This window comes from Actinomadura rubrisoli (assembly GCF_004349215.1).
In the GTDB taxonomy this organism is placed as follows: Bacteria; Actinomycetota; Actinomycetes; order Streptosporangiales; family Streptosporangiaceae; genus Spirillospora; species Spirillospora rubrisoli.
The window spans coordinates 1-23523 of record NZ_SMKU01000137.1 but is presented as its reverse complement, the minus strand read 5'-3'; the positions used below and the strand labels follow the sequence as shown (position 1 = coordinate 23523).

At 71.3% G+C, this 23523-nt stretch carries 22 protein-coding genes and 1 pseudogene; 7 read left to right on the top strand and 16 right to left on the bottom strand.

The genetic code is table 11. The annotated features are described in order from the left end of the window. Positions 1 to 210 precede the first annotated feature (210 nt). Entirely contained in the window at positions 211 to 957 is a 747-nt protein-coding gene (locus tag E1298_RS24150) for a gamma-glutamyl-gamma-aminobutyrate hydrolase family protein (protein ID WP_131896994.1), read from the bottom strand. A gap of 619 nt (positions 958 to 1576) precedes the next feature. On the opposite strand from E1298_RS24150, the gene E1298_RS24145 reads away from it, so the two are divergent. Beyond that, positions 1577 to 2716 carry a globin domain-containing protein gene (locus tag E1298_RS24145; protein WP_243725764.1) on the top strand — a complete coding sequence of 380 codons (1140 nt, stop codon included), beginning with the start codon at positions 1577 to 1579 and terminating at the stop codon, positions 2714 to 2716. A 26-nt stretch (positions 2717 to 2742) separates the two neighbouring features. Here E1298_RS24145 and E1298_RS24140 read toward each other — a convergent pair whose 3' ends face one another. Further along, positions 2743 to 3543, bottom strand: coding sequence for a helix-turn-helix domain-containing protein (locus E1298_RS24140; RefSeq protein WP_131896996.1), 801 nt, complete (start codon positions 3541 to 3543; stop codon positions 2743 to 2745). A gap of 127 nt (positions 3544 to 3670) precedes the next feature. Between E1298_RS24140 and E1298_RS24135 the strand changes: the two genes are divergently transcribed. From E1298_RS24135 to E1298_RS24125, 3 genes are all read left to right on the top strand, one after another. Continuing rightward, the gene (locus tag E1298_RS24135) at positions 3671 to 3955 is read left to right on the top strand and encodes a hypothetical protein (protein ID WP_131896990.1); all 285 of its coding nucleotides are present in this window, start codon (positions 3671 to 3673) and stop codon (positions 3953 to 3955) included. 127 nt (positions 3956 to 4082) lie between these two features. Further along, positions 4083 to 5369: an SMI1/KNR4 family protein gene (locus E1298_RS24130; RefSeq protein WP_131896988.1), complete on the top strand. Its 1287-nt coding sequence runs from the start codon at positions 4083 to 4085 to the stop codon at positions 5367 to 5369. Next, complete coding sequence (locus tag E1298_RS24125; protein ID WP_131896986.1) at positions 5369 to 6232, top strand: hypothetical protein; 864 nt, start codon at positions 5369 to 5371, stop codon at positions 6230 to 6232. The genes E1298_RS24130 and E1298_RS24125 overlap by 1 nt, the downstream gene beginning before the upstream one ends. 170 nt (positions 6233 to 6402) lie before the next feature. Here the strand turns inward: E1298_RS24125 and thyX are convergent, their stop codons facing one another. After that, the gene (gene thyX, locus E1298_RS24120; RefSeq protein ID WP_131896984.1) at positions 6403 to 7200 is read right to left on the bottom strand and encodes an FAD-dependent thymidylate synthase; all 798 of its coding nucleotides are present in this window, start codon (positions 7198 to 7200) and stop codon (positions 6403 to 6405) included. Between the two features lie 105 nt (positions 7201 to 7305). Here thyX and E1298_RS50500 point away from each other — a divergent pair. Both E1298_RS50500 and E1298_RS50495 read left to right on the top strand, forming a co-directional pair. After that, a pseudogene (locus tag E1298_RS50500) lies at positions 7306 to 8301 on the top strand (molybdopterin-containing oxidoreductase family protein); the annotation flags it as partial. A 157-nt stretch (positions 8302 to 8458) separates the two neighbouring features. Beyond that, positions 8459 to 9472, top strand: coding sequence for a molybdopterin-containing oxidoreductase family protein (locus tag E1298_RS50495; RefSeq protein ID WP_243725763.1), 1014 nt, complete (start codon positions 8459 to 8461; stop codon positions 9470 to 9472). 21 nt (positions 9473 to 9493) lie between these two features. Here the strand turns inward: E1298_RS50495 and E1298_RS24110 are convergent, their stop codons facing one another. The 8 genes from E1298_RS24110 to E1298_RS24080 form a co-directional block, all read right to left on the bottom strand. Next, positions 9494 to 10006 (bottom strand): hypothetical protein, encoded by a 513-nt coding sequence (locus E1298_RS24110; RefSeq protein ID WP_131896982.1) that lies wholly within the window; start codon positions 10004 to 10006, stop codon positions 9494 to 9496. Between the two features lie 11 nt (positions 10007 to 10017). Beyond that, positions 10018 to 11244, bottom strand: a complete 1227-nt coding sequence (locus E1298_RS24105) for a hypothetical protein (RefSeq protein WP_131896980.1) — start codon at positions 11242 to 11244, stop codon at positions 10018 to 10020. 93 nt (positions 11245 to 11337) lie between these two features. Next, positions 11338 to 12567, bottom strand: a complete 1230-nt coding sequence (locus tag E1298_RS24100; protein ID WP_279499108.1) for an MFS transporter — start codon at positions 12565 to 12567, stop codon at positions 11338 to 11340. 115 nt (positions 12568 to 12682) lie between these two features. After that, complete coding sequence (locus tag E1298_RS48350; protein WP_165975637.1) at positions 12683 to 13189, bottom strand: hypothetical protein; 507 nt, start codon at positions 13187 to 13189, stop codon at positions 12683 to 12685. Positions 13190 to 13213: 24 nt separating this feature from the next. Further along, entirely contained in the window at positions 13214 to 13426 is a 213-nt protein-coding gene (locus E1298_RS24095) for a hypothetical protein (RefSeq protein WP_131896976.1), read from the bottom strand. After that, positions 13423 to 13689: a hypothetical protein gene (locus tag E1298_RS24090; protein WP_131896974.1), complete on the bottom strand. Its 267-nt coding sequence runs from the start codon at positions 13687 to 13689 to the stop codon at positions 13423 to 13425. The genes E1298_RS24095 and E1298_RS24090 overlap by 4 nt, the downstream gene beginning before the upstream one ends. A gap of 151 nt (positions 13690 to 13840) precedes the next feature. Further along, entirely contained in the window at positions 13841 to 14098 is a 258-nt protein-coding gene (locus E1298_RS24085) for a hypothetical protein (RefSeq protein WP_131896972.1), read from the bottom strand. Between the two features lie 246 nt (positions 14099 to 14344). Continuing rightward, positions 14345 to 15571, bottom strand: coding sequence for a helix-turn-helix transcriptional regulator (locus tag E1298_RS24080; RefSeq protein ID WP_131896970.1), 1227 nt, complete (start codon positions 15569 to 15571; stop codon positions 14345 to 14347). 633 nt (positions 15572 to 16204) lie between these two features. Here E1298_RS24080 and E1298_RS24075 point away from each other — a divergent pair. Continuing rightward, entirely contained in the window at positions 16205 to 17449 is a 1245-nt protein-coding gene (locus E1298_RS24075) for a DUF1266 domain-containing protein (RefSeq protein ID WP_131896968.1), read from the top strand. A 10-nt stretch (positions 17450 to 17459) separates the two neighbouring features. Here E1298_RS24075 and add read toward each other — a convergent pair whose 3' ends face one another. The 5 genes from add to E1298_RS48345 all read right to left on the bottom strand — a co-directional run. After that, positions 17460 to 18482 (bottom strand): adenosine deaminase, encoded by a 1023-nt coding sequence (gene add / locus E1298_RS24070; protein WP_131896966.1) that lies wholly within the window; start codon positions 18480 to 18482, stop codon positions 17460 to 17462. A gap of 698 nt (positions 18483 to 19180) precedes the next feature. After that, positions 19181 to 19480 (bottom strand): hypothetical protein, encoded by a 300-nt coding sequence (locus E1298_RS24065; protein ID WP_131896964.1) that lies wholly within the window; start codon positions 19478 to 19480, stop codon positions 19181 to 19183. Between the two features lie 285 nt (positions 19481 to 19765). Then, positions 19766 to 20878 carry an ROK family protein gene (locus tag E1298_RS24060; protein WP_131896962.1) on the bottom strand — a complete coding sequence of 371 codons (1113 nt, stop codon included), beginning with the start codon at positions 20876 to 20878 and terminating at the stop codon, positions 19766 to 19768. 122 nt (positions 20879 to 21000) lie between these two features. Next, entirely contained in the window at positions 21001 to 22614 is a 1614-nt protein-coding gene (locus E1298_RS24055; protein ID WP_131896960.1) for an endonuclease/exonuclease/phosphatase family protein, read from the bottom strand. A 394-nt stretch (positions 22615 to 23008) separates the two neighbouring features. Next, positions 23009 to 23523, bottom strand: a 515-nt coding sequence (locus E1298_RS48345; protein ID WP_165975636.1) for a hypothetical protein, incomplete at its 5' end; no start/stop codon positions are given.

Below are 23523 nucleotides of genomic sequence, written 5' to 3'. Positions count from 1 at the left end.
GCATCCCCGGCCCGGTCCTGCTCCCCTTCCCCGGCCCGCTCCTGGTCCGCTTCCCCGGCCCCGTCCGGGTCCGTCCAGGACGCGAGGAGCTCCAGGAAGCTCACGGTCTGCGGATGCAGGGGCATGCGGCGGCCTCCAGCGGGCGATAGGACGGAATCCACCGGTTCGCCTTCCCCGGGAACCGGCAGGTCAATCCCCCCGGCGGCCGCGTCAGCGCGCGGCGGCCGCGGCCACCAGGGCCTCGAACAGGCGCTTGTCGTCGCCTTCCTCCGGGTGCCACTGGACGCCGATGCCGAAGCGGTGGCCCTGCAGCTCGACGGCCTCCACGACCTGGTCCTCCGCCCAGGCCACGGCGGACAGGCCCTTGCCGAGGCGGCTCACCGCCTGGTGGTGGTAGGTGGGCACGTCGGCGGCGTCACCCAAGATCCCGCCGACCGCGCTGCTCGCGCTGATCTGCACTGGGTGCGAGCCCACGATCCCGAGCTCGGGGGCGTGGCCCTTGTGGCCGACCGCCTCCGGGAGGTGCTGGATGAGCGCGCCCCCGCGCGCCACGTTCAGCACCTGCATGCCCCGGCAGATCGCCAGGAACGGCAGGTCGGCGTCCACCGCCGCGCGGACGAGCGCCAGCTCGAACCGGTCGCGCTGCGGCTGCGGCGGCCCGGTCTCGGGATGCCGCCCGGCGCCGTAGAGGTCGGGGTCGAGGTCGCCGCCGCCCGCGAAGACGATGCCGTCCAGCCGGGCGGCGAGGGTCTCGATCCCCCGCAGGCTCGCGGCCGGGGGCAGCATGACCGGGACGCCGCCCGCCCGCTCCACCGAGCGCACGTACGGCGCGGGCAGGAGCGCCGCCTCGCGCACCCAGGCCCCCCAGCGGGCCGGCTCCTGGTAGGTCGTGATGCCGATGAGCGGCTGAGCACCGCCGGCGTTGGGGCCCCGGGGCCCTCGGGTCACATCGGACATGCGTGGTTTCCCCTCTGCTGAGCTCTGGCCACGGCTCGGTCACCGATATGCGGCGATTCCCCACCTTTGCGTCGTCATCATGGCGCATCCCTCTCTCCTGTGGACCGCCCCACCCCTGGCCTTCCCACCAGCCAGCTTGCCCCAAGCCCCGGATCGCCGCAGGCCGAAGCGCGTAGACCGGTCCACGGCGGCCATGACTGTGCGTCCACGCCTGGCCACCAGGCGTCCGGTGGCGCCGGAGCGTGAGATCCGGAAATCTTGCACCCGGGTTGAGATCCGTCCTCCGCCGCGAAAGGGCGGCGCCCGCGCCGGGGACGGGCGCCGCGACCCGATCACGCGCGGCCGTGGGCGCTCCCGAATTCGGACGCCGTTCGGAGCACTCCAGTCGCCCTTTAGGTACTGATCGGTATTTGTTCCCTTTGTCGCTTTTTCTGAGGTAACACGGAATTAGCGAATGATTACTCTTCGCTATCCTTGACGAGCCTTGTGCTGAATCGGTTGAGTACCTGCGGCTATAGGTGGGAGAATCTCAGCGAGCCGGGCATCCACCGACGCCCAAGGGACGGCGCGGCGGCGCTCCGGTCCCCAGAGGCCCAGGGGGCGAGTCTGACAAATGTCAATGGAACCCCGAACTCTCAAGGAGAGTTTCTCTCAGCTTGAAGCCCATTCCGATAAGGCCGCGAGCTATTTCTACGGCCGTCTTTTCGCGGCGAACCCGCGGCTGCGGGCCCTGTTCCCGCCCGCGATGACCGCCCAGCGCGACCGGCTCTTCCACGCGCTCACCCGGATCGTCTGGAGCCAGGACAACCCGTCCGAGCTGGAGTCCTACCTGAGCCGACTCGGGCGCGACCACCGCAAGTACGGGGTGCTGCCCGAGCACTACCCCGCGGTCGGCGCCGCCCTCATCGCGACGCTGCGCGTGTTCGCCGCCGACCGCTGGAGCCCCGAGGCGGAGGAGTCCTGGACCGCCGCCTACCGCCGCGCCGCCGGCACGATGATCGAGGCGGCCGAGCGGGACGCCGCCGAGGCCCCGCCCTGGTGGGCCGCCGAGGTCGTCGACCACGACCGCCGGGGCCCCGACCTCGCGGTCCTCACCCTCCGCCCGGACCGTCCGCTCGCGTTCCTCCCCGGCCAGTACGTGACGGTGCAGACCGCCCGCTGGCCCCGGGTCTGGCGGCCCTACTCGATCGCCAACGCCCCGCGCCCGGACGGGCTGCTGCGCCTGCACGTCCGGGCCGTCCCGGCGGGCTGGGTGAGCGGCGCGCTGGTCCGCCACACCACGGCCGGCGACACCGTCCTGCTCGGCCCGGCCACGGGCGCGATGACCCTCGACCCCGAATCGGACCGCGACCTGCTCCTGATCGCGGGCGGCACCGGCCTCGCACCGATCAAGGCGCTGGCCGAGCAGGTCGTCCTGTCGGACCGGGCGCGGCGCGTCCACCTGCTGGTCGGCGCCCGCACCGAACGCGACCTCTACGACCTGCCCGACCTGCGGTCGCTCGCGGCCGGCGCCCCGGGGCCGAAGGTGGTCCCCGTGCTGTCGCACTCCCCCGGATTCGAGGGCATGCGCGGAGAGCTGCCGGACGTCCTGGACCGCTTCGACGGCTGGGACGACCACGACGTCTACGTCTGCGGCCCCACCCCGATGGTCCGGCGGACGGTCGCGTCCCTGCAGCGCCTCGGGGTGCCGCTTACCCGCGTCCACCACGATCTGCTCAGGGCCGAGGAGGCCCCGTCCCCCGACGACGGCGTCGCCTAACCCCCTGGCCGCCCACCGCCCACCGCTCACCAGCCCGCGCGCTCGCGCAGATACGCGGTCGTCGGCTCGTCCGCCGGATAGAACGACTCGATCGCCAGCTCCGCCACGGTGATGTCCACCGGGGTGCCGAACGTCGCGATCGTGCTGAAGAACGACAGCTCCCGCCCGTCGAACCGCATCCGCAGCGGGACGAACACCTCGTTGCCCACGGGCGGCGCCAGCGCCTCCCCCACGTCCCCCGGGAAGCTCCGCAGCTCCCGGTAGAGCTGCGCCAGCGCCGCGTCGGCGGTCAGCGCCACGTGCCGCCGCACCCGGTCGATCATGTGGGCGCGCCACTCGGCCAGGTTCAGGATGTTCCTGGCCATCCCGTCCGGGTGCATGCTCAGCCGCAGGACGTTCAGCGGGGGCTCCAGCAGCTCCGGCGGCGCCCCGTCCATGAACAGCCCGGCCGCGCCGTTGGCGTCGATCAGGTTCCAGAACCGGTCCACCACCACGGCCGGGAACGGCTCGTGCCCGTTCAGCACCTGCCTCAGCGCGGCCCGCACCGCGTCCATGCGCGGCTCCTCGATCGGGGTCTCGCCGAACACCGGCGCGTACCCGGCCGCCACGAGCAGCAGGTTGCGGTCGCGCAGCGGGACGTCCAGGTGCTCGGCCAGCCGCAGCACCATCTCGCGGCTGGGCGCCGACCGGCCCGTCTCCACGAAGCTGAGGTGCCGGGTGGACACCGCGGCCTCCGACGCCAGCTCCAACTGGCTCAGCCTGCGCCGCTGCCGCCACGCCCGCAACTGGTCCCCGACCGGCCTCACATCGCCCAGCGCCATCGTCATCGTCGTCACGGCGCCGACGCTACCGGCGCCGCGGTCATGGCGGCGATTACCTCCCACGTGATGCGCCCCCGGCCATGCCGTACGACGAGTCCCGTCCCACCCGCCGGGCAGACTCTGCCATGGCGACATGGCAGCGGTTCGAAGAGGAGGCGGCAGATCCGGCCGCGACGGGCGCTGCGCGATCCATGCCCACCCGTCCGCGGACGGCGACGCCAAGGTGACGGGCGTCGCGGTCGAGATCACCGACCCGGTGCGGAAGGAGTCCTACACGACGGGCGGCGAGCCCCCGGGCGGCTTCCACGCGTTCCGGCTCGACCTCGGCGAGGCGGTGCTGACCTCGGTCGAGGGCGGGGAGATGGTCATCCGCGTGTGGCGGCCGGGCCAGGGCGTGCGGACGATCCGCCGCACCTGACGTCCGTTACCGGCCAGGCCGTCCAGACCAGGCCATCCTGATCTTTGACCAGCATCCGAACAATTCTGTCGGACCGTCCTGACAGAATGCGTCTCCACGGCCGGACGACGAAAGGAACCGAGGACGTATGGACCGCGAGGATTGGACGCCCTTCCTGAAACGGTGGAGCGAGGAATGGATCACCAGCCACGACGGCGAGGAGAACCCCTTACCCGACGCGGAGGTCGTCGCGGAGGGCTGGCTGGGGTTCGCTCCGGCCGCACCCGCCGAGATCGCCGCGGCCGAGGAGCGCCTCGGGCTGCGGCTGCCGCCGTCCCTCCGCGAGTTCCTGCTGGTGACCAACGGCTGGCGCGACGCCGGGTGCTTCATCTACCGGCTCGCCGGCGCCGCCGAGATCGGCTTCATGCGCGACCTGGACTCGACATGGATCGACGCGTACGGCCGGCCCTTCGGCGACCAGAGATACGAGGACACCGACGGCCCGCTCCTCAACCGCGCCGTGCAGATCTCCCTCGCCGGCGACGCGTCCGTTCTGTTCCTCGACCCGGAGAACGTGGACGAGCACGGCGAATGGGCCGCCTACGAGCTCGCCTCATGGTCGGGCAGGGGCCCGCGGCACGCCGGGTCGTTCTATGACCTGATGTACGGCCTGTACGCCTCGTTCCACAGCCTCTGCCAGCCCGACGGCGAGACGCGGCGCACGTGGGACGCGCGGGTGGAGGAGGCCCGGCAGGCCGCGCTCGCGGGCGAGGTCGACGCTCCCCTTGAGGTCTTCACCGAGGCCGGGCGCTTCGGCCGCGACCGGGCCACGCTGCTGTCCATCCAGATGCGGGCCTTCCTCAAGGAGGACGGCAGGTGGTTCCACCACCTTCTGGGCTCCTCGGGCGAGCCCGCCTGGATCGTCGAGGACCCGATCTTCGAGGCCGAGCTGCTGCCGCTGCTGTTCGCCGAGCACCGGTACCCGCGCTTCAGCGGCACGTCGCCCCTGGAGACCCTCATGGGCCACCGGGACGAGCCCGGCCCCCTCCAGTTGGCCATCGCCGACTACCAGGCGCGCGTCCGCGAGCCGGGGTTCCGGGTCCGCTTCGGCGACGGCGCGTTCGACGAGGCGGTGCACGGCGTCCTCGATCGGCTGGCGGCCGTCCCCACGTTCGAGTTCCTGGAGAGGCACCGCCGCCCGTCTCCGGGCTGGTCCGTGGGCCCTTCCGGCGAGGAGCGCGAAGGGGCGGAATGGCAGGCGGAACGGGCCCTCGACGCGGCATGGCCCGAGCTGCGCGAGGCCCTGCGGCTGTGGCGGCCGGTCAGCGAGCACCATATCGCCCCGATCGTCCTGTTCGCCGATCCGCGCCTCGCCCAGATGATCACACCGGAGCGCGGCCGGGAGATCCTCGCGACGCCGAGGGGCGGGCACTGATGCGGTACGGAAGGCCCCGCCCGACCCGCGAGGAGATCGCGGCCGAGAAGGCGGTCCGCGAGTGCGAGGCGCGCGGCCACGACTTCCCCGACGAGCCGCCCCGCGTGGCGGAGTCGTCCCCCGGGACGCACCACGTCCAGCGGACGCCGTGCCGCGAATGCGGGACCGTCCAAGTGATGTTCTGGACGGCGCCCGAACCGTCCGCGATCCAGTTCGTTGCGATCGGGACCTTCGAGGCACCCGAGCCGGGCGACGTCCCGCGGCTGGCCGAGCGTGCCGCGGCCCTCACCGACGCCGAGTACGCGGCGGCGCTCGCGGACGCCGGGTTCGACCCGGACCCGCCCGGCCTCGCGCCCGACCGCCGCGCCACCGCGCGCGCCGAGACCCTCGACCTCGCCGTGGCCGTCCGTTCCGGGCAGTTCTACCTGCTCGACCGCGACCAGGAACTCAGAGCGATCATCCCGGTGCCCGCCGGCGCCGAGGGCGCCGGCCTGGCCGACACGGTCCCGGGCGCGGCGGTCTTCTGGACGGCCGAGCGCGGCGGCACGATCCCCCTGACCGTGGTCATCGCCCCCGGCGACCCCGGCGCCGTCCTCGACGGCCGGTCCGACGTCGTGGAGATCGCCTACCGGACCGCGACCGGGCACGTCCGCGTCCAGGAACTCGGCGGCGCCGAACACGCCCTGCCGCCCCTGCCCGGAGGCCACGGCGGCTACCGGTTCCGCTACCACGTCCACGACGCGGACGAAGGGCAGGCTAGGTACCTCTTGCAGATCTGGCCGGAGGCGCACAGGAGACCGGCGTCGCTCAAGGCCACGAGCGCCTGGGGAACGGCCAGACAGGCCACGGCCTTTACGTTGTAGATTTTTTCGCGGCGAGGATGCCGTAGCCGGCCGCGGCGGCCCCGAAGTCGTACCCGGGGCCGCCGCGACCGTCCGATCGCCGGTGCCTACATCCGCGCGCCGCCGGTGCCTACATCCGCGCGCCGAACGGCGGCCTCATCGAACCCGGCACCTGCGGCGGGCCTTCGGGGTCAGACCTTGCGCCATTGCGGGACCCAGGCGCCGTCCTCGATCACGTAGTCGCCGAACAGGTCGGGCGCCTCCCGCCGCATCAGCTCGCCGATCTTGCCGAAGAGCAGGCGGATCTCCTCCTCGGCGCCGGGGGCGGTGCGGTTCTCCAGGGTGTGGCGCAGGGTGCGGACGTTCGCCGTCCAGACCAGGCCGGTGCCGACGCCCTCGGGGGCGAAGCGGCGCATGAAGGAGGTCTTGTGCTTCTTCTCCTTGAAGGGCAGGCCCTCCTCGTCCAGGCCGAAGTGCCCGGCCATCCAGCCCTGGAACTCCTCCATCTGCTCCAGCAGCGCGGTGGCGCGCTTCATCAGCTCCGGGTCTTCGCGGGCCCACTCGGGGAACCAGAAGGGGATGTCCTGGAGCCGGACGAAGCGCAGCGACTCCTGCGAGATCGCCACGCCGGGCCGGTGCCTGACCAGTTCGTGGGTCAGGACGCGGCTCACGTTGTGCAGGACGAAGCTGAAGCTGACGTGCTCCAGCACCGATCCGTGCAGGCTGCGGAGGATGTTCTCCAGATACTGGCCCGAGTCGGTGCGGACCTTGACCACGTTGGGGTTCAGGCCCGGCTCCCACGAGCGGTAGCACAACCGCCCGGCGAACTCGGCGAGGTTCTGCGGATCGTTCAGCTCGGCGTCGAGGTCGCCCCGGTCGAGCCGCTCCAGCCAGCCCTCGCCGCCCACGTCCCGCAGGTACCGGGCCACCTCGTCGTAGTCGAGTTCGGGACGCGCAACGAGGAACACCTCGGGCTCGACGCTCTTCACTCTCGTATCCCCCCACGGATCGTTTCCTTCGCCCCATAGGAAACCACCCCGGTCCGACAGCCGCGACCTCGGCGCCGGTGTCATGTGCGTTTGAGGGTGACACTCATGAGCGTTTTAACGCAGACTGGTGGGGTTCGGCTGGCAGGGAGGGGTTTCATGGTGGAGGAGAGCGTCCCCGAAGGGATGCCCACCGAGCTGAAGGTGCTGGGCGCCTGCCCGCTGGACTGCCCCGACGGCTGCTCGTGGGTCGTCACCGTCCGGGACGGGAAGGCGGTCGGGCTGCGCGGCAACCCCGACCACCCGTACACGCGCGGGGCCCTGTGCACGAAGGTGAACCGCTGGCTGGAACGTGCCGAGCAGCCGGACCGCGTCCTGTACCCGCTGCGGCGGGTCGGCGCCAAGGGCGAGGGGCGGTTCGAGCGGATCGGCTGGGACGAGGCGCTGGACGAGATCGCCGGGCGCCTGCACGACGTCGTCCGCGAGCACGGCGGCGAGGCGGTCTGGCCCTACTGGGGGACGGGCACGCTCGGCTACCTGCAAGGACTGGAGGGGTACGCCGGGCGGCGGTTCTTCAACGTGCTCGGCGCGTCGGCCCACGACGCGAACATCTGCTCGACGGCGGGTGCGGCGGGGCTGGAGGCGACGATCGGGTCCGCGGGCGGCATGGACCCGGAGGATCTCCAGCACTCCAAGCTGATCATCATGTGGGGCAGCAATCCGCTCACCACCGGCCACCACCTGTGGAAGTTCGTCCAGGCGGCTCGGAAGGCCGGGGCGCACCTGGTGGCGATCGACCCGGTCCGGACGCGGACGGCGCAGCAGGCCGACGAGCACCTTGCCCCGCTGCCCGGCACGGACGGCGCGCTCGCGCTGGCCCTGCTCCACGTGATCGTGGGGCTCGGCGCGCAGGACGAGGACTTCCTGGAGCGGCACACCCGAGGCTGGGAGGAGTTCCGCGAACGGATCGCCGCGTTCCCGCCCGGACGGGCCGCGGAGATCACCGGGGTCCCGGCGGACCGCATCGTCGCGCTCGGCGAGCGGATCGCGCGGACCCGCCCGACCGCGATCCGCGCGACGCAGGGCATCCAGCGCAACGCGGGCGGCGGGTCGGCGCTGCGCGTGCTGGCGTCCATCCCGGGCGTGACGGGCGACTGGGCGCGGCGGCGGGCTGTCGTTCTCCACGTCCGGGCACGTCAAGGTCAACAAGGCCGCCCTGTACCGGGACGACCTGCGCCCGGGCCCGGTGCGGACGCTGTCCATGAGCCGCCTCGGCGAGGGCCTGCTGGACGTGCGGGACCCGCCGGTGAAGGCGCTGTTCGTCATCGCGGCGAACCCGGTGGGCAGCACCCCGCACCAGGGCAGGGTCCGCCGGGGCCTGGCCCGCGAGGACCTGTTCACGGTGGTGATGGAGCAGTTCCCGACCGACACCGTCGACTACGCCGACATCGTCCTGCCCGCGACGGCGCAGCACGAGCACGCCGACCTGCACGAAGGTTACGGCCACCTGTACCTGACGTGGAACGAGCCCGCGGTCGAGCCGCCGGGCGAGTGCCTGCCGACCGCCGAGACGTTCCGGCGCCTGGCGCGGCTCATGGGCCTTGAGGAGCCGAGCCTCTACGACTCCGACGAGCGGCTGGCCGAACAGCTCCTCGCCTCCGACCATCCGTGGATGGCCGGGATCACGCTCGACCGGCTGCGCAAGGAGGGGTTCGTGCGGATGTCCGTCCCCGACCCCTTCCTGCCGTACGCGGACGGGTTCCCGACACCGTCCGGGCGGCTGGAGTTCCGCTCGACTCGCGCGGCGGAGGCCGGGGCGGACGCGCTCGCCGGATACACCCCGCCCGCCGAGGTCGCCGACCCCGAACGCGCCGCACGGTACCCCTTCGCCCTGATCTCGGCGGCCTCGCACGAATTCCTCAATACCCAGTTCGGCAACAACCCGGAGCTGAGGCGCCGTTCGGGCGGGCTGACCGTCCGCCTGCACCCGGACGACGCGGCGGCGCGCGGGCTGACCGCCGGGCAGCGCGTCCGGGTCGGCAACGACCGCGGCGCGTTCGAGGCCGCGCTGGAGATCACCGATCAGGTGCGTCCCGGCGTCGCGGCCACCACCAAGGGCCACTGGGCGAAGTTCGCGGGCGGCGCCAACGCCAACGCGGTCGTGGACGAGCGCGACACCGACCTCGGCGCGGGCCCGGTCTTCCACGACACCCGCGTAGAGATCACCGCGATCCCCGACGATCTTGAGAGTCCATCGGGCGGCGGGCGCCCGTAGCGGACGCTCCGGACATCGGCGTCAGCCGAGCATGATCAGCAGCAGGGCGACGGCGATGAGCCCGAGCACCAGGAGGACGACCCAGATCCAGACAGGGCGGGCGGGATCGTCGGAGCGGGCCGGCTTCGAAGGGCGCGGCGGACGGGGGACGCGGCGCGGCTCGGGCTTCCGGTCGGCTCGCCACAGATCGGCGTAGCGGCTGAGCGCACGCTCGTGGGCGGCGGCGAGATCGGCGGCATCCACCGAGGACGGGTCCCCGGTGACGGCGAGGCCCTCGATGGCGAGGATCGAGCGTCCGTGCTCGTCGCGGACCGGGCCCTGAACACCGAGATCGGCCGCCGTCAGCTCGAACTCCCTGTAGATGGCGTGAAGGCCGGGACCGTACGGGACGACGCGGTAGCGCGGGTCCGCCGGGAACTCCCGGCCGCCGCTCTTGGAGACGGCCCGCCGGAGGTCCTCGTCGTCCTCGTCCGGACCGAGAATGAACCGCTCCCCCACCGCGTAGCGGCGGGCGAGCAGGAACGGGACCGCCACGTCGTCGCTCCTCATCCCCGCCGCGGCGGCTCGTAGGTCAGCATCGAGTCGGGAAAGCGGATGTCGAAGGACTCCATCTCGGCTTCGATCAGGTCGGCCAGGTAGAACGCCGCGCCCTCGACGGTCCGCACCCCGGCGAGCCGCCGCGCCCTGACCCGGCGGTACTGGCGGCGTGCCGACCGGCCCAGCGCCTTGCCGGGGACGATCAGCAGCCGTCCGAGCCTCGGGACGCCCACCAGGGCCGCGGTGATCATCGCGAACACGTTGATGTGCACGCCGGTCGGCCCGACCTTCAGCTCCGACGCCGACTGCGCCGCCCGTCCGAACTCTACCGCCGCCTGCCGGTCGGCCTCGATCTCCGCCGCGTCGCGCGGGACGGTGGCCTTCTGCACGAAGTGGTCGACGATGTCGGCGACCGCCGCCGCCAGCGGGACGATCACGTTCTGCTGGTCGAGGCGGCCGTCCGGATCCCGCTGCACGGTCATGTCCTCGCCGAGGAAGGCGATCCCGCCATAGCCGCTCACCGGGATCAGCCGCACCCGACCGAGGAGCGTCCTTCCGAACCGCCGCCGGGCGGTGCGCTTGGCGACGAACACCGCGAACCCCGTCTCGGCGGGCGTGGCCAGCAGCGCGTCGCGGACCTGGGCGAAGGTGAAGCGGCCGTCGAACAGGTCCCACTTGGTGACCAGGAAGTGGACGGGCTGCGCGGCGCCCTTGAGGCGTCCGACGACCCGCGCCAGGTTCGCCAGGAACCTCTCTTCCTCCTCCGGGCCGCAGCGCAGCATGTACTTGAGGAGCTGGTGGCCGTCGATGATGCCGAGCAGCGCGTGCGCGGCGCCGAGACGCTCGTCGAACTCGGCCGCCTCCTCCTCGTACAGGTCGGCGTCCGGGATGAACTCGCCCGCGTAGTCGAGGTAGGTCAGCGACATGACCGGGTGCCTGGCGCTGACGATCTGGTTCCGCCAGTTGACCCGGGACGCCTCGACCACCAGCCGGAAGGCGAACTCCCGCAGCCCCTCACCCGTCCGCGTCGCCGCCGGCCACCCCTGGCTCGGATCGGCCGCCTGCCGGTAGACCCGATCGAGCTCCGCCGCCTGCGCCGACTGGGCGAGCGACACCGACACCCCCGGGAACGGATCGCTCTTCACCTCGTGGTGCAGCGCCGCCAGATAGGTCGTCTTGCCCGCACCGGGCGCCCCCAGCGCAATGACATTCAGCGCGGCCTGCTCTTCGCCCACGACACCCCACATCTCCGGTCCCGAGAGAAGGGTGCCCGCCGTGACCCGCCACCGACGCACAATCAGCCACATCTGCCCGCAACCGGACACCGCCTACGTATCGCTTTCGTGGTACGGATTCCGGTCACGCAGGAGCATCAGGAAGCCGATCGCGGTCAGCACTGCTGTGACGATGCCGGAGAACGCGAAGGCGTGGCCCGCGCTGAAACGGGTGACGGCTGTTCCGGCGATGGCGGCACCGGCGCCCGCTCCCCCGTTGCACGCCACCCCCGCCAGGATGGCGGCGTGGGTCTTGGCGGCGGCGCCGTCCACCAGAGTGTCCGCCAGCAGATACGCCGTGAGGACCGCGGGGCCCATCGCGGCGCCCACCAGTACCAGCAGAGAACCTGTCACGAGCAGTCCGTCAACGGCCATCATCACGACCACTCCTGCCGCCATGCCAAGGCTCAGGACCATCAGGCGGCCGCTGCCGTCGGACTTCCATGTGCGCCGTCCGTAGAAGAAGGCAGCGCAAGCGCTGCCCAGGGCGAAGACAGCGAGAAGGCCCCCGGAGGAGGAGGCATGGCCGCTCGCCCGCGCGACGGCGGGCACGATGACCTCGATGGCCCCCACGGCGAAGCCCACACCGGCGAAGACCACCAGCATCCAGCCCACCCTGGATGCCGCCGCTCCGATGCCCTGGCCGCCGGAACTCCGGTGCCCGGAGCCCGTCCCACGGCGGTTGTCCGCGGCGGAGGACATGATCGCCCCGCCCGCCAGGCAGACGGCGCCACCGGCCAGCACCGCCAGCCGCGCCCCGCCGAGAGCCACCGCGCCCGCTGCGACCAGGGGGCCGAGGACCAGCGTGCTCTCCTCCACGACCGAGTCCAGGCCGAACGCGCGCGACAGCCAGCGCTCAGGCAGCTTCTGTGCCCATCCGACCCTCATCAGCGCACCGAACGGCGGCGAGCTGCACCCCGAGACGCCCATCAACGCGATCAGCGACCATGGCAGGTCCATCCACTGGCCGACCGGTACGAGCAAGGTCAGCGCCGAGCCGCTGAGCAGCGACATGGTCGCCAACGCCACGCGATGGCCCAGACGCACCGACGCCCAGGAGCGCAGCGGACCCCCGGCGACGGAGCCGATCGCGTATGCCGCCATCGCCAATCCGGCCGTGGAGAACGACGCCGTGACCTGTTCGACGAACAGCACCACCCCTACCGGGATCATGCCGATCGAGACGCGACCGACCAGCGCACCGGCGAACAGCCGCGGGATCCCTGGAGGGGCCAGGAGCTGCCGGTAACCAGGACCGCCCTCTTGGACGGCGCACTGGTTCACACCCGTCCCTCCCTCGATCGTGCGTGGGAACCGGCAGTCTTCCAACAATGCGTCTCGTAGAACACCGATTTTCTGGCCGACGGCCCGCAGCGAAAGCGGCCAGAGCGAGGCGACTTCACGGCGGCCCCTCCCCCGCCACGCTGCGCGGCGCTGCCGCGAATGGTCCGAGCCGGGCGCCGATCGCCGCGCATGCCCCGGCGAGATCGTGGCAGGGCGCCAGCGGATCACCGGTGGACGAGATGAACCACGGCACCCCGCCCACGCCCGCCTTGACGCTGACGCTCTCGCCGACGCCAGGCGACTCGTCCGCGAACACGCGCAGCAACGCGGGGCGCTCTCCATAGCGCGGGGACGCGGACCAACCGGCGGCGGCAAGCACACCAGCCAGGGCATCCAGATGATCGGCCGCGCTCACCGGCAATACGGCGCGACGCCCGACGCTGCCCGGGGCCACTGCGCCGAGGCGCGGGACGTCCGGGCGCCGGGCGACGTCGTCCAGAACCGCCAGGACGCCCGCCCGCCGGGCCGACCGTTCTGCGAGAAGCGCACGGACGCGGGCGGCCGCCGCGCGCAGCCTCCCGGTGAGGACGGCGCGGCCGGGGGCGGTGATGCGCCTCGCCATCCCCGGCCTGAGAGAGCGGAGCACCTACACCACCGCCCTTCGCAGATACCAGTCGACAGTGACCGCCAGCGCCTCCGCACTCGGCGCCTCCACCAGACGCGCGCCATGCCGCGACGGCACCAGGGCCCACCACATCCGCGTGGACACTCCCCACCACGTGATGATCCCGGCAGGGACGGTCACAGGCACGTCCCCGACGGACGGGAGGCCGACCACCGCGTCCGCCAACCGGTTCATGAACGCTCCTCGAAGGACGCAACGACCGCATCGGCGCAGGCCGCCAGATCGGTCACAGGGCCGATCACCCAGCCGCCCGTCAACCAGCGGAACAGCCCCCGCCCGCAGGTCACCAGCCGAGTGCGCATCCCCGGGCCCGTCGCGGTCAACGTCGCGTCGTAGGCGGTGGCGGTGATGCCGCGCTTTCTCAGCTCGACGGCCAGATCCCGCAGCGCCAGCCGGGAGTCGATCCCGTCTGCCTCGTCCAGCAACTCGCGCAGCAACCCGGCATCGTCGGCCTGGGCACCCAGGAACCGCCCCGACCCAGCGGGACCAGCCGCGAGGCGCGCCAGTGAGCACCGCCCGCCTCGTCCTTGACCTCCACCACCCACCCGGGAAACTCCCCGACAAGGCCGCGCCACGCCTCCGGCCCACTCACCGCGCACCCGCCTCGGCCTGGACGACCTCACGCAGCTTCACGTGAAGCTCATCCGCCGTGTCGGCATCCAACTCCGTGCACACGCGCGCCCCGAGCAGCCGACCGTCCAGCCGAGCACGCTGACCGGTGCGTATTGCCCACCATCGGCAAGTGTCGGTGGTGTGAATAATGCTCCACCCGCCGAACGCCTCCCGCAGCGCGGCCTTCTGCGCCGCGACGGCGTCCGCTCCCGGCGGCTGCTGTATCCAGCTCACGGTCAGACCTCGCTTCCAGTTGAGCCGTGGGACAAGCAGGCGTCCGCCTGAGTGGCTTCGGTGCCCCGCGGGCAGGCTCCGAGTGGGTTGGCCATAGCGAGGACCGCCCTCCTGGTCAGGTCCCGGGGAGCGGCGCGGCAGCGCCGGCCGGGGCCGTCCTGTGTGTCGGGCGACACGCTCGCGCATGGCAGGGCGCACGGTGGTCACAATCTGTACCCGGGCGGTCACGGGTACGGGCTGTACCCCTTAGGCGATCAAGTGCAGGGACCGGGCGAGTGAGCGCACTTCGTCGGCCACGGTGGCGGGCGGGCTGGGCAGCATTTCGGCCACCATCGACCGCGCGAACAGGCTGAACGCAAACGTGTCGGCTGATGTCTCTTCCGCCTTGCGCATGAGGTGCACCGCCGCCACGTCGTCGCGCCGGCGGTGGTGGGCGCGCGCCACCTCGACCAGGTAGCGGGACTGCCGGGTGCGGCTCGGGATCGCGGCGGGATCGATCTTGTCGGCCGCATGCAGGGCCAGGGCCGGCTTCTGCAGGTCCAGGTGCATCGTGACGGCGTAGTGCTCCACCATTCCCTTGCCGATCATCAGCCAGGGATGCGTGTATCCGGGTGGGAGCCTCCGGGCCGCGGTCTCAGCCTTGTCGTGGTGGTGCCATGCCTCCCCTTCGCGGCCCACCTTCGCGTGCGACAGGGCGATGGCCAGATGCATCAGGCTGTAGAGCGCCAGGTCCTGGGGGTCGGCGTCCGGACGGAGCATGCCCGCCACGTCGCGCGCCACCTCCACGCGCGCCTCGGCCGCCTCGCCCGCGTCCCGCCACACATGGTTGAGGTACCAGGCTGCGCCCGCCATGGCCGCGGGGTCATCGGCGTCCTGCGCGGCGAGCATCGCCCGGTCGCTGGTCATGTAGACCAACTCCGGGGCGGGCTGGAAGGTCGTGTAGAGCTGCGCCAGATGGTAGATCTGCGCGAGCTGACAGGACGCCTCTCGCCGCTCGGCGCCGTCCAGGACGCGGGCGGCAACGCGGGCGTCGGTGAGCAGCCGGGGCAGCCTGCCGGCCACGGCGCTCCGTTCGTGCTTGGTGGTGTGCCAGAGCTTCCACGCCTGCTCGACTCGTCCGGCGAGCACGTCCGCCGGGACCGGCGCATCCCCGATAGCGACAGGATAGGAGGCCAGCGCGTCACGGACGACGCCCAGGGACTCGTGCGCGTGCTTGGTGAAGGCGGCGCGCGACAGGCGCTGGTCGCCGACCAGGTCGGCGAGGTCCTCGACGTCGAGGGCCTCGGCGAGGCGGATCAGCATCGGCAGCCTGGGAAGCCCCAGCCTGCCGGTCTCCAGGCCTTTGACCCATTCGGCCGACCGGCCCACGAGGCCCGCGAGGACAGCGCGGCTCTTGCCGCTGCGCTTGCGGTAATACTCTAGGCGACGGGCGAATGGGGCATCCGGCGCAAGTCCGCTGATATTGGTCGACATGGACCCTGCCACCTCCTGAGATCTCGACACTCTCAGCGTAGGTCGCGGGGTCCCCGCCGTATCGGGGGTTGTCAAGACTTCCCAACAGGGCACGTCCAGGGCATGCGGGCGTCGGCATGGTCGCCTCGTCCCGGCCCTCGTACGGCTCAGCCCGGGCTCTGCACATCGAGTGCAGATAACGCCAGGAAGTGCGGTGTTCTCTTCAGAACGGCTAAGGATCGTTTCGGCCGGGCATTTCCCCGCCCGGATTCGCACGAATACTCAGTTCGGCGACAACGCGGGGTCGCGGCGGGGTTTTGGGGGGCTGGGCGTGCGGACGCGCGGGACCTGGCTCGCGAACGGGTCGGCGATAGCCGGGTTTGAGGCGTGCGGGGAGTCCGGGCGGTGTTGCGGCGGGCCCGGAGGCTCCCGGCTGCGGGCGGGTCGGCAATCGTCGCATTCGAGGCGTGCTGGGGTCACCGGCCGGGTGCGGTTCGGCGTCGTGGCGGAGGCTCTTGGCGGGCGGCGTTAGCGCCGATGCGGTCGTGAACGGGCGTAACACCGACCTCGGCGCCGCTCGATGGGGGTCGCGGAGCTTTTGGAGTGGGGGCGGCAAGATCTGGTGAAACGGTACGGTTCCCTTCGGAGGGATCGATGACGTCCGAGAGCGGGGCCCTGCTGGAGCGGGCCAGGAAGTACGAGCGGCAGGGGCGGCCCGAGGAGGCCGCGCCCGCCTACGCGAGCGCGGCGGAGGCGCTGGAGGCGCGCGGGGACTGGGGGGCCGCCGTCGCGGTGCGGGCCCGGCAGGCGCGGGCGCTCGCCGCGGCGGGGAACACCGGCGAGGCGCAGCGCGTCCTCGACGTGCTGGAGCGAGGTGCCGCGTCGCTGCCGGGTGAGGTGCGCGCCGTCCTGGACGGGCAGGCGGCGCACGTCCTCGCGACGGCCGGGCGCACGGGAGAGGCCGCGCGGCGCGCGTGGGCGTCGATGAGCGGGTTCTCCTCGCTGCACGACCACAAGCGCGCCGGCGTCGCGGGCGTGCACGCGGCGCGGCTGATCGTGAAGGACGCGGGCGCGCGCGGCGCCCTGCGGCCACTGCGCGAGTTGCTGGCGCGGATGCCACCGGGCGGCGACGGGTACCGGCAGGTCGCGGCGATGCTCGCCGAGGCGGAGCGGCGTCCCGACCGTGATCACGACATCCTCGTCACCGACCCGGACGGGGTGCCCTGGGGACGTCTCGCGGCGGCGCTCGCCGTCGGCGCGCACCTGGCGGTCGGGAACGGCGTGGCCTGGAACTCCCTGACCGACAGCGGCGACCGCGAGGACCGGGTGCTGCTGGAGCGGGACTGGGGCGTCACCGACCCCGCGAGCTGGCGCGAGCAGATGGACGGGCTGCTGGACGCCAGGAACTCCGACCCGGCCGTCCAGATGGTGCTGGACCAGCGCGGCCGGGGCATGGACCCGCACGCGTGGCGCGCGGCGATCACCGCGTGGTGCAGAGAGCGCGACATCTCGGCGGACACCGTCCGCGAGGTGGTCGAGATGTCGGGGCTGATCCTGCGCTACGAGGCCCGTTTCCGCGCGGACGGCCTGCTTCCGCCGGACGGCCTGGTCGAGAGCGTGTTCGGCTACGACTTCGGCCGCGCCGTGAACATGGCCCGCTGGGGGCTGAACGCCGGGTACTGCGACGCGGAGGAGGCCGAGAAGTGCGTCCTCCAGGCCGGCCACCGCGCCCATCAGGTGTACTCGTCGTGGCGGTCGTTCTCGGCGGGATACGTCCTCGGGCGGATGCTGCGGTTCGACGAGGGCGAGTTCGGCGAGTGGTACGAGCGGTCCGTCACGGGCCACCGGATCCTGGCCGAGGATCCGGCGAGCCCGTGGCGCCGCATGGCGTGGGGGTGACGGGAGGCCGTCAGAGGGCGTCGATCTCGGCGATGATCTCCTGGCGGGCGCCCTGGTCCAGGCAGGACGCGGTGACGGCGTTGCGGGCCAGGCCGGCCAGCGCCGCGCGGTCCAGGCCGAAGACGTCGGCGGCCACCCGGTACTCGCCGGTCAGGGTCGTGTCGAACATGGGCGGGTCGTCGCTGTTGAGGGTGACGAACAGGCCTTCGTCCAGCATGCGTGGAAGTGGATGCGCCTCCAGGGTGGCGACTTGGCCCGTGCAGACGTTGGACGTGGGGCACACTTCGAGGGGCAGTTGGGTCTCGCGCAGGTGCGCGACGAGGCGGGGATCGTCCAGGCAGCTGATGCCGTGCCCGACGCGCTCGGCGCCGAGGCCCTCGATGACCTCCCAGATCGTCTCGGGGCCGGACATCTCGCCGCCGTGCGGGAGGCTGCGGAGCCCGGCGGCGCGGGCGGCGCGGAAGGCGTCGCGGAAGGTGTCCCGGTGGGGCGCGCGGACCTGCTCGATGCCGGCGAGGCCGAACCCGACCAGGGCCTGCGGCGGGTGGGCGAGCGCGTGGTCGAGGGTGCCGCGAGTGCCCTCGGCGCCGAACTCGCCGGGGATGTCGAAGATGTAGGCGACGCGGACGCCGTGCCGGTCGCGGGCCTCGCCGGCGGCCAGGTCCAGCGCCTCGGTGATCGCGGGCATCGGCATGCCGGCCCGCTGGTGGGTGTAGGGGGTGACGGTCAGCTCGACGTAGCGGACGTTCTGCGCCGCGAGGTCGCGGGCCGTGCCGAGGACGAGGGTGGCGACGTCCTCGGGGTCGCGGACGAGGCTGGAGACCGACTCGTACACCTCGGCGAAGTGCGGGAAGTCGCGGAACTCGTAGAAGGCGCGCAGCTCGCGCTCGTCCAGCGGGACGGGCCCGCCGGGGTGGCGGCGGGCGAGCTCCAGCACGGTAGGGACCGAGGCCGAGCCCACGAGGTGGACGTGGAGCTCGACCTTCGGAAGGGCGTCGATGAACGCCTGGATCGAGGGGGTTTCGGAGAGCACGCCGTGAAGCTAACAGCCACCGAACCTGGCAGGACAGCCAAAACCGGACAAATTAACGCGAAATTGTGAGGAATGCCGGAGTGCGGCAGGACGGGCGGGTGCGCGCGTCACGGCTGATCTCTCTGCTGCAGGCGCGGGAGACGATGACGGCCCGGGAGCCGGCGGAGGAACTGGAGGTGCGGCGACGGGAGGCGTTCGCCGGTCACCGAGGTGACCATGGTGGCTCTGTTCGACTACTGCCGCCGCGTCATGTTCTGGGCGCCGGAAATCGGCCACGCCGACCAGACCGGACCGGGACTCCATCACCGCCTTCCCGCCGCCTGACGGCAACCGCGAACAGCGTGCCCTCAACCCGTTCACTCGACGACGTCGCCCGGGCCCTGGGCCGGTGAGCCCAACCTGTGAACTGGACAACCTCGACCCCAATGACACCGCGCATGAGCATCGGGCGCCGCCCGGTCCCCGACGATCGGGCCTCTATGAGCCCACGGCCCGATCATCCGCTCCCTCGCGAAGAACTACTCCCCAACGATTTCGGGCGGATACGGTCGAGCCGTTCCAGGCCGGGCAGATTGCGGCGGCGACGAGGTTGCGTGGCGTGCGTGTCTGAGCTGATGATCTGAGCCGTCTAGCGCTTCCAGGCGTCCGCTTCTGAAATGTGAATCATTGCTGCTGAGCGGTGGGATGTGACGGTGTCGTCAGTGGTCTTGGCTTGCCGCAAGGATCTCTGTTGCTGCGTGGTAGAGCCGCAGGCCGGCGTAAATGTATTGATCTGCGGTGGCGGTGGGGTTGTCCAGGGTGGTGCGTGCGTAGGCGATGGCGTCGGCCAAGGTGCCGGTTGTCGTCTTGATTCTCAGCGCGCGGTTGCCGGTGGCTTGCGGTGCGGGGCATGGCGAGGTGTGGGTGTCGGGGGGTTGGGGCAGGCGCTCGGCGGGCTCGTAAGGGCGCTGGTCTGGTACGGCTGTCGTTGCTGGGCCGGGAGTGGTGACGTCGTTCATCGAGTAGTCCAGGCCATGCGACTGCTCCTCCGGGTCGGTTCGGTTGACGGGGGTGAGGTCGCCGCTCGAAGGGACGGGCCGCTGGAGGGCCGCATGTGGTGTCCGCGGCTTTCGAGAAGGTTGAATGAGAGGGACACGGTCGGCGCGGTGCCCCTTCAAGAGCGGCTGGCTGCGGGCCGCGGGCTGCTCTGCAGGCAGGGGCGCTTGTCTATCGCCGTGGGCGGGAGCCGCGCCGGCGAGCCGGTGGGTCCTGCAGCTGTCGTCGGCATCGCCTCCGTCGTCGCGTCAGGCGCCCGGGCCGGTTCGGGTGCCCAGTTCTCGGATGCGTTGGAATAGTCGTTGTCTTGCTTGCGCTGCGGCGAACGCGGCGGCTCCCAGGACTGCCGCGTCGTCGCCCAGCGCGGCGGGCTGGAGGGGTGCGGACGGCCCGGTGCCGGACTGGTCGAGTCGTTGCCGTACGGCGTCGACAAAGCTCGGGCACGCGCCGGCGGATCCGCCGAAGACGATCGCCGTGGGGTTGATGAGTGAGGTGACCCGCCGGAGGAGGTGCACCGAGGAGCCCACGGCGGGGCTCATCGCGGGGTCCGCGGTGGGGTGCTGAGGCCCGGCGGCCCGAAGGCGTGCACTATCGAGTACACCGGCCAGCCGGTGTGAGCCGGTGTGGAGCCGGCCGGCCAGTACTAGGCCGAGTCCTGGGTCTGGGCCGACGCAGAGGTAGACGATGCTGCCGGCCGGGCCGAGGCTCAACCGGTGGTATTCGGCGAGTGCTGCCATGCTGACGGCGCGGCCGACGGTGTAGTGCGGGCCGAGCATCTTGCGGATGAGGGCGATTGCGGGGTCGGGGCGGCCGGTGGTCCTGTGGGTCGGGTTCCTGGCTTTGGTCCCGCTTTGGGATCGGGTTCGTTGTGCTAGGGCGCGAGCGGTCGCCTGGTCGACTGTCACGGTCGCCCACGACAGAGCCTGGGGCGCGGCCCCCACGGCGGTGCAGGCTCGGGTGAGGGCGCCCAGGACGGCCCTGGCGCTGCCGGCGCGGTCTCGCTCGGTTCTCTCGATGTGGATGGGACGGCCGTTGAGCGCCGACACCGCGACGCGGACCAGCTCGCCCGACAGGTCGACGCCCACGACCCAGCCGACCTCGGCTCGTAGCCGGTAGAGCACGGCGGCGCGCCCTCGGTGCCGGCGGCTGTGCCCGGCGGGCTCGATCAGGTGGGCGTCCTGCAGCAGGTCCACCGCCCGCCAAACGGTGGGCTTGGACAGACCGGATCTGCGGGCCAGTTCCGCACGGGAGGTCGGCGCGGACTCCAGCAGCAGGGACGCGATGGTCTGGGCGCTGGCCGTTTTGAGGTTCGGCGGGCCTGGCCGGGTTCGCCGTCGCTCGCTTTCACCGGTGGGGGGCACCGAGATCGCCTCCGTCCGTGTTCGCGGGGATGGTGCGCGAGGGGCGCCGCCCGCGGGGCCCGGTGGTCCCGCGGGCGGGCGTGGTTTTGCCGGTCATCTGGTCGTGCAGGTGTCTGGCCTGTTCAGTTCTGTGGCGGGACCGCCCGGCGGAGCTCGTCGTGCTCGCCCTTCTTCAGTTCTGCCGAGTCGTGCTGGCCCTGCTTCGGTTCTTCGGGCCCTGCCGGGTCGTCCGGTGATGGTTCGTCACTGGGCGGAAGGTCCAGGGACCACATTTGGTTCGGGTCGTCGTCCTTGCAGGGATTGGTGTGCACGTACAAGGGGTTTCGGTCGTCTATCCACAGGCACCTGTGGGTACTTTGGTTATGGAGCATCATGTAGCCGGGCCGTGTCGCGCTGCCCACCTCCCACTGTTGCAAGAGGTTTCCCGGCTTGCATTCGGTCAGGAGCGCCTGATGCGCGGCGAAGTAGGGATGATCTTTGGGGAGAACCTCAGAGAATTCCGGGAGATCGAGTTCTTTTGGTTCCTCGGTGAGGCACTCGTGTTCCTGCTGATTGATGAAGTTGTAGACATTTCCCCGTGTGTGCTTGCCAAGCAGCTGCATTGAGAAGCGCTGTGCTTCGCTCGATGCTTGTGGAAGCGATCCGACGGCGCCGTGCAGGGCTGTTTGGGTGGCCTTCTTCATTCTGGTGAGCTGGTACTTGCCGGAGACGTCGGTCAGGGCGGTGGCGCGCCCCCGCGGGCCTTCGTTGCGCGGCCCCAGGATCACCGGATGGTGGTCGGAATTGAGGCCGTATGGCACCGAGGCGGCCCAGCCGGTAAGGTCGCTGCCTGTCATGAAATAGTCGATCTCGCGTTCGCCGCGTGTGGGAACGCCGGGATTGTAGAGTCGAGTGCCATCTGGAAGCCGAGGGCGATTGGGGAATTGGTTGCCCGCTCCGCGCCATTGGTTGGGTTCCCGGTTGAAGTCGCCTCCTACGATCCAGTGATAGCCGCCTGCTGGGGCGTTGCGGGCTTCGGCGTAGATGCCGCGCAGTAGGCCGTCGGAGTCGCCCGTGTCGTTGATGCCTCTCGCTGCCTGGTGCAGCGTGAAATAGATGGTGTTCCCGAAGCGGACACCGAACGCCGGGCGGTTGATGACCACTCCGTTGGGGCCTCTGATGTCGCGTTCGCGGGGGATGATGAACACCTCGTCGGCGGGCTCACGCGTGAGGATCGCGAGGTTGACCCGGTTGGCGTGTTGGTCGTCTCCGCTGCGGTCGGTCATCATGTAGTACAGGTGGCGCGTGCCGAGCTCTCCCCGGTTCGTGGCCCCCAGCCGCAACTCATAGTGGTGCACCGTCATGCCCAGGTGGGTGATCGGGGCTTGCTCGGCCATGGTCGACGGCCACCCGCCGGCTTCCTGAATCAGGATGATGTCGTGGCCGGCTGCGATTTCAGGCATATCGCTGTGCCATTTCAGTCCCCGGTCGCTGCCTTCCATGTTCCACGTCGCGATCCGGCGCTGCTCAGGGGGATTGGGCGGTTCTGCCTGCGCTATCGGGGTTGTCAGGACCACCGCTGGCAGCAGGGAGGCCAGCACGGCCGCGACCGCGGCCAGGATCGCTCCGCCGCGCCACCAGGATCTGTCCGCGTTCGTGATTCTCCCGCTGGCCCGTGCGGGTCTGTGTGCATCTAAGCCGTCGAGTTGCCGATCGCATCTGCGCGATTCCTGACTCATTCCCTGGTTTCCTTTCATGTGAGTTATCGGTGCGCATCAGTGGTGAGAGGTGGCGCGAAGAGCCACCGCTGCACTGATCAAGGGCGGTGGTGAACAATGCGTGGGTCAGGTGGCAGAGCCCACGAGCGTGCAACCGGCGGCGATGCGGCTGGAGGACGGGGGTTTCGCCGCGCGGGCCGACCGGACCGGGCCCGCGCGAGATCGACGCGTCGCAGGTCGACCTTCGAACGAGTTGATCCCTGAGCGAGACCTTCCGGTGCCTGTTGTGTCGAGTGCCCCACCAGGCGGCTGCCGGAAACGCCTTCCAGGGGCCGTGGTGCTGGCTGCACGTTGTGCCGCCCCTTCTCGGGCCGGGGCGGGCGGCTGAGCCAGAGGGTGGGTCCGCCCGCCGCGGCTCGGTGAGGTCAGCCGCTCAGCTCCATTGGATGGAGGAGGTCCGGTCGTTCATGGTCGGGCCAATATTGCGAGTCGAGTCGAGAGGGCCGGTTCGGGCGCCTCCGTAGTTGGAGTGTTCGAAGTGGTTGGCCTGGCATTCCACATAAGTCTGGAAGGAGATGATCGTGTCGATCCACCATCGGGTAATGGCCGGCAACACCGAATCGACATCGGCGTCGCCATCGCAACCGTGGTCAGCGAAGAAGGTGGTGGACCGGCCGTTGTATTGATCGTGCTCGAACTCCACGCTAAGGACGACGCCGGCCTTCTGCCCGGCTGACCGGCTCTTGGCATGAGGGAGGGCGTTGAGCCGGCGATGGAACTCGGCGTCGGCCATGGCGGCGGCGGCGCTGTGGGGAGCGTCGGCGATTCTTCCGCCGGTGGCGTAAGCGATGACCTCGGTGAAGGTGTGGTGACAGCGCACGTTCCCGCCGGAGGCGAGGTCGACCGTACAGTGTCTGCGGTCGGGCGGCGGCTGCCCGCCGCCGGGGG

Coding starts and splice junctions, on each gene's coding strand:
- E1298_RS24145 (WP_243725764.1), top strand. CDS start 1,577: ATGGAACCCCGAACTCTCAAGGAGAGTTTCTCTCAGCTTGAAGCCCAT.
- E1298_RS24080 (WP_131896970.1), bottom strand. CDS start 15,571: ATGTCGACCAATATCAGCGGACTTGCGCCGGATGCCCCATTCGCCCGT.
- E1298_RS24150 (WP_131896994.1), bottom strand. CDS start 957: ATGTCCGATGTGACCCGAGGGCCCCGGGGCCCCAACGCCGGCGGTGCT.
- E1298_RS24125 (WP_131896986.1), top strand. CDS start 5,369: ATGCGGTACGGAAGGCCCCGCCCGACCCGCGAGGAGATCGCGGCCGAG.
- E1298_RS48350 (WP_165975637.1), bottom strand. CDS start 13,189: ATGGCGAGGCGCATCACCGCCCCCGGCCGCGCCGTCCTCACCGGGAGG.
- E1298_RS50495 (WP_243725763.1), top strand. CDS start 8,459: ATGAGCCGCCTCGGCGAGGGCCTGCTGGACGTGCGGGACCCGCCGGTG.
- E1298_RS24095 (WP_131896976.1), bottom strand. CDS start 13,426: ATGAACCGGTTGGCGGACGCGGTGGTCGGCCTCCCGTCCGTCGGGGAC.
- E1298_RS24055 (WP_131896960.1), bottom strand. CDS start 22,614: ATGAAAGGAAACCAGGGAATGAGTCAGGAATCGCGCAGATGCGATCGG.
- E1298_RS24140 (WP_131896996.1), bottom strand. CDS start 3,543: ATGACGATGGCGCTGGGCGATGTGAGGCCGGTCGGGGACCAGTTGCGG.
- E1298_RS24130 (WP_131896988.1), top strand. CDS start 4,083: ATGGACCGCGAGGATTGGACGCCCTTCCTGAAACGGTGGAGCGAGGAA.
- E1298_RS24065 (WP_131896964.1), bottom strand. CDS start 19,480: ATGAACGACGTCACCACTCCCGGCCCAGCAACGACAGCCGTACCAGAC.
- E1298_RS24135 (WP_131896990.1), top strand. CDS start 3,671: ATGGCAGCGGTTCGAAGAGGAGGCGGCAGATCCGGCCGCGACGGGCGC.
- E1298_RS24075 (WP_131896968.1), top strand. CDS start 16,205: ATGACGTCCGAGAGCGGGGCCCTGCTGGAGCGGGCCAGGAAGTACGAG.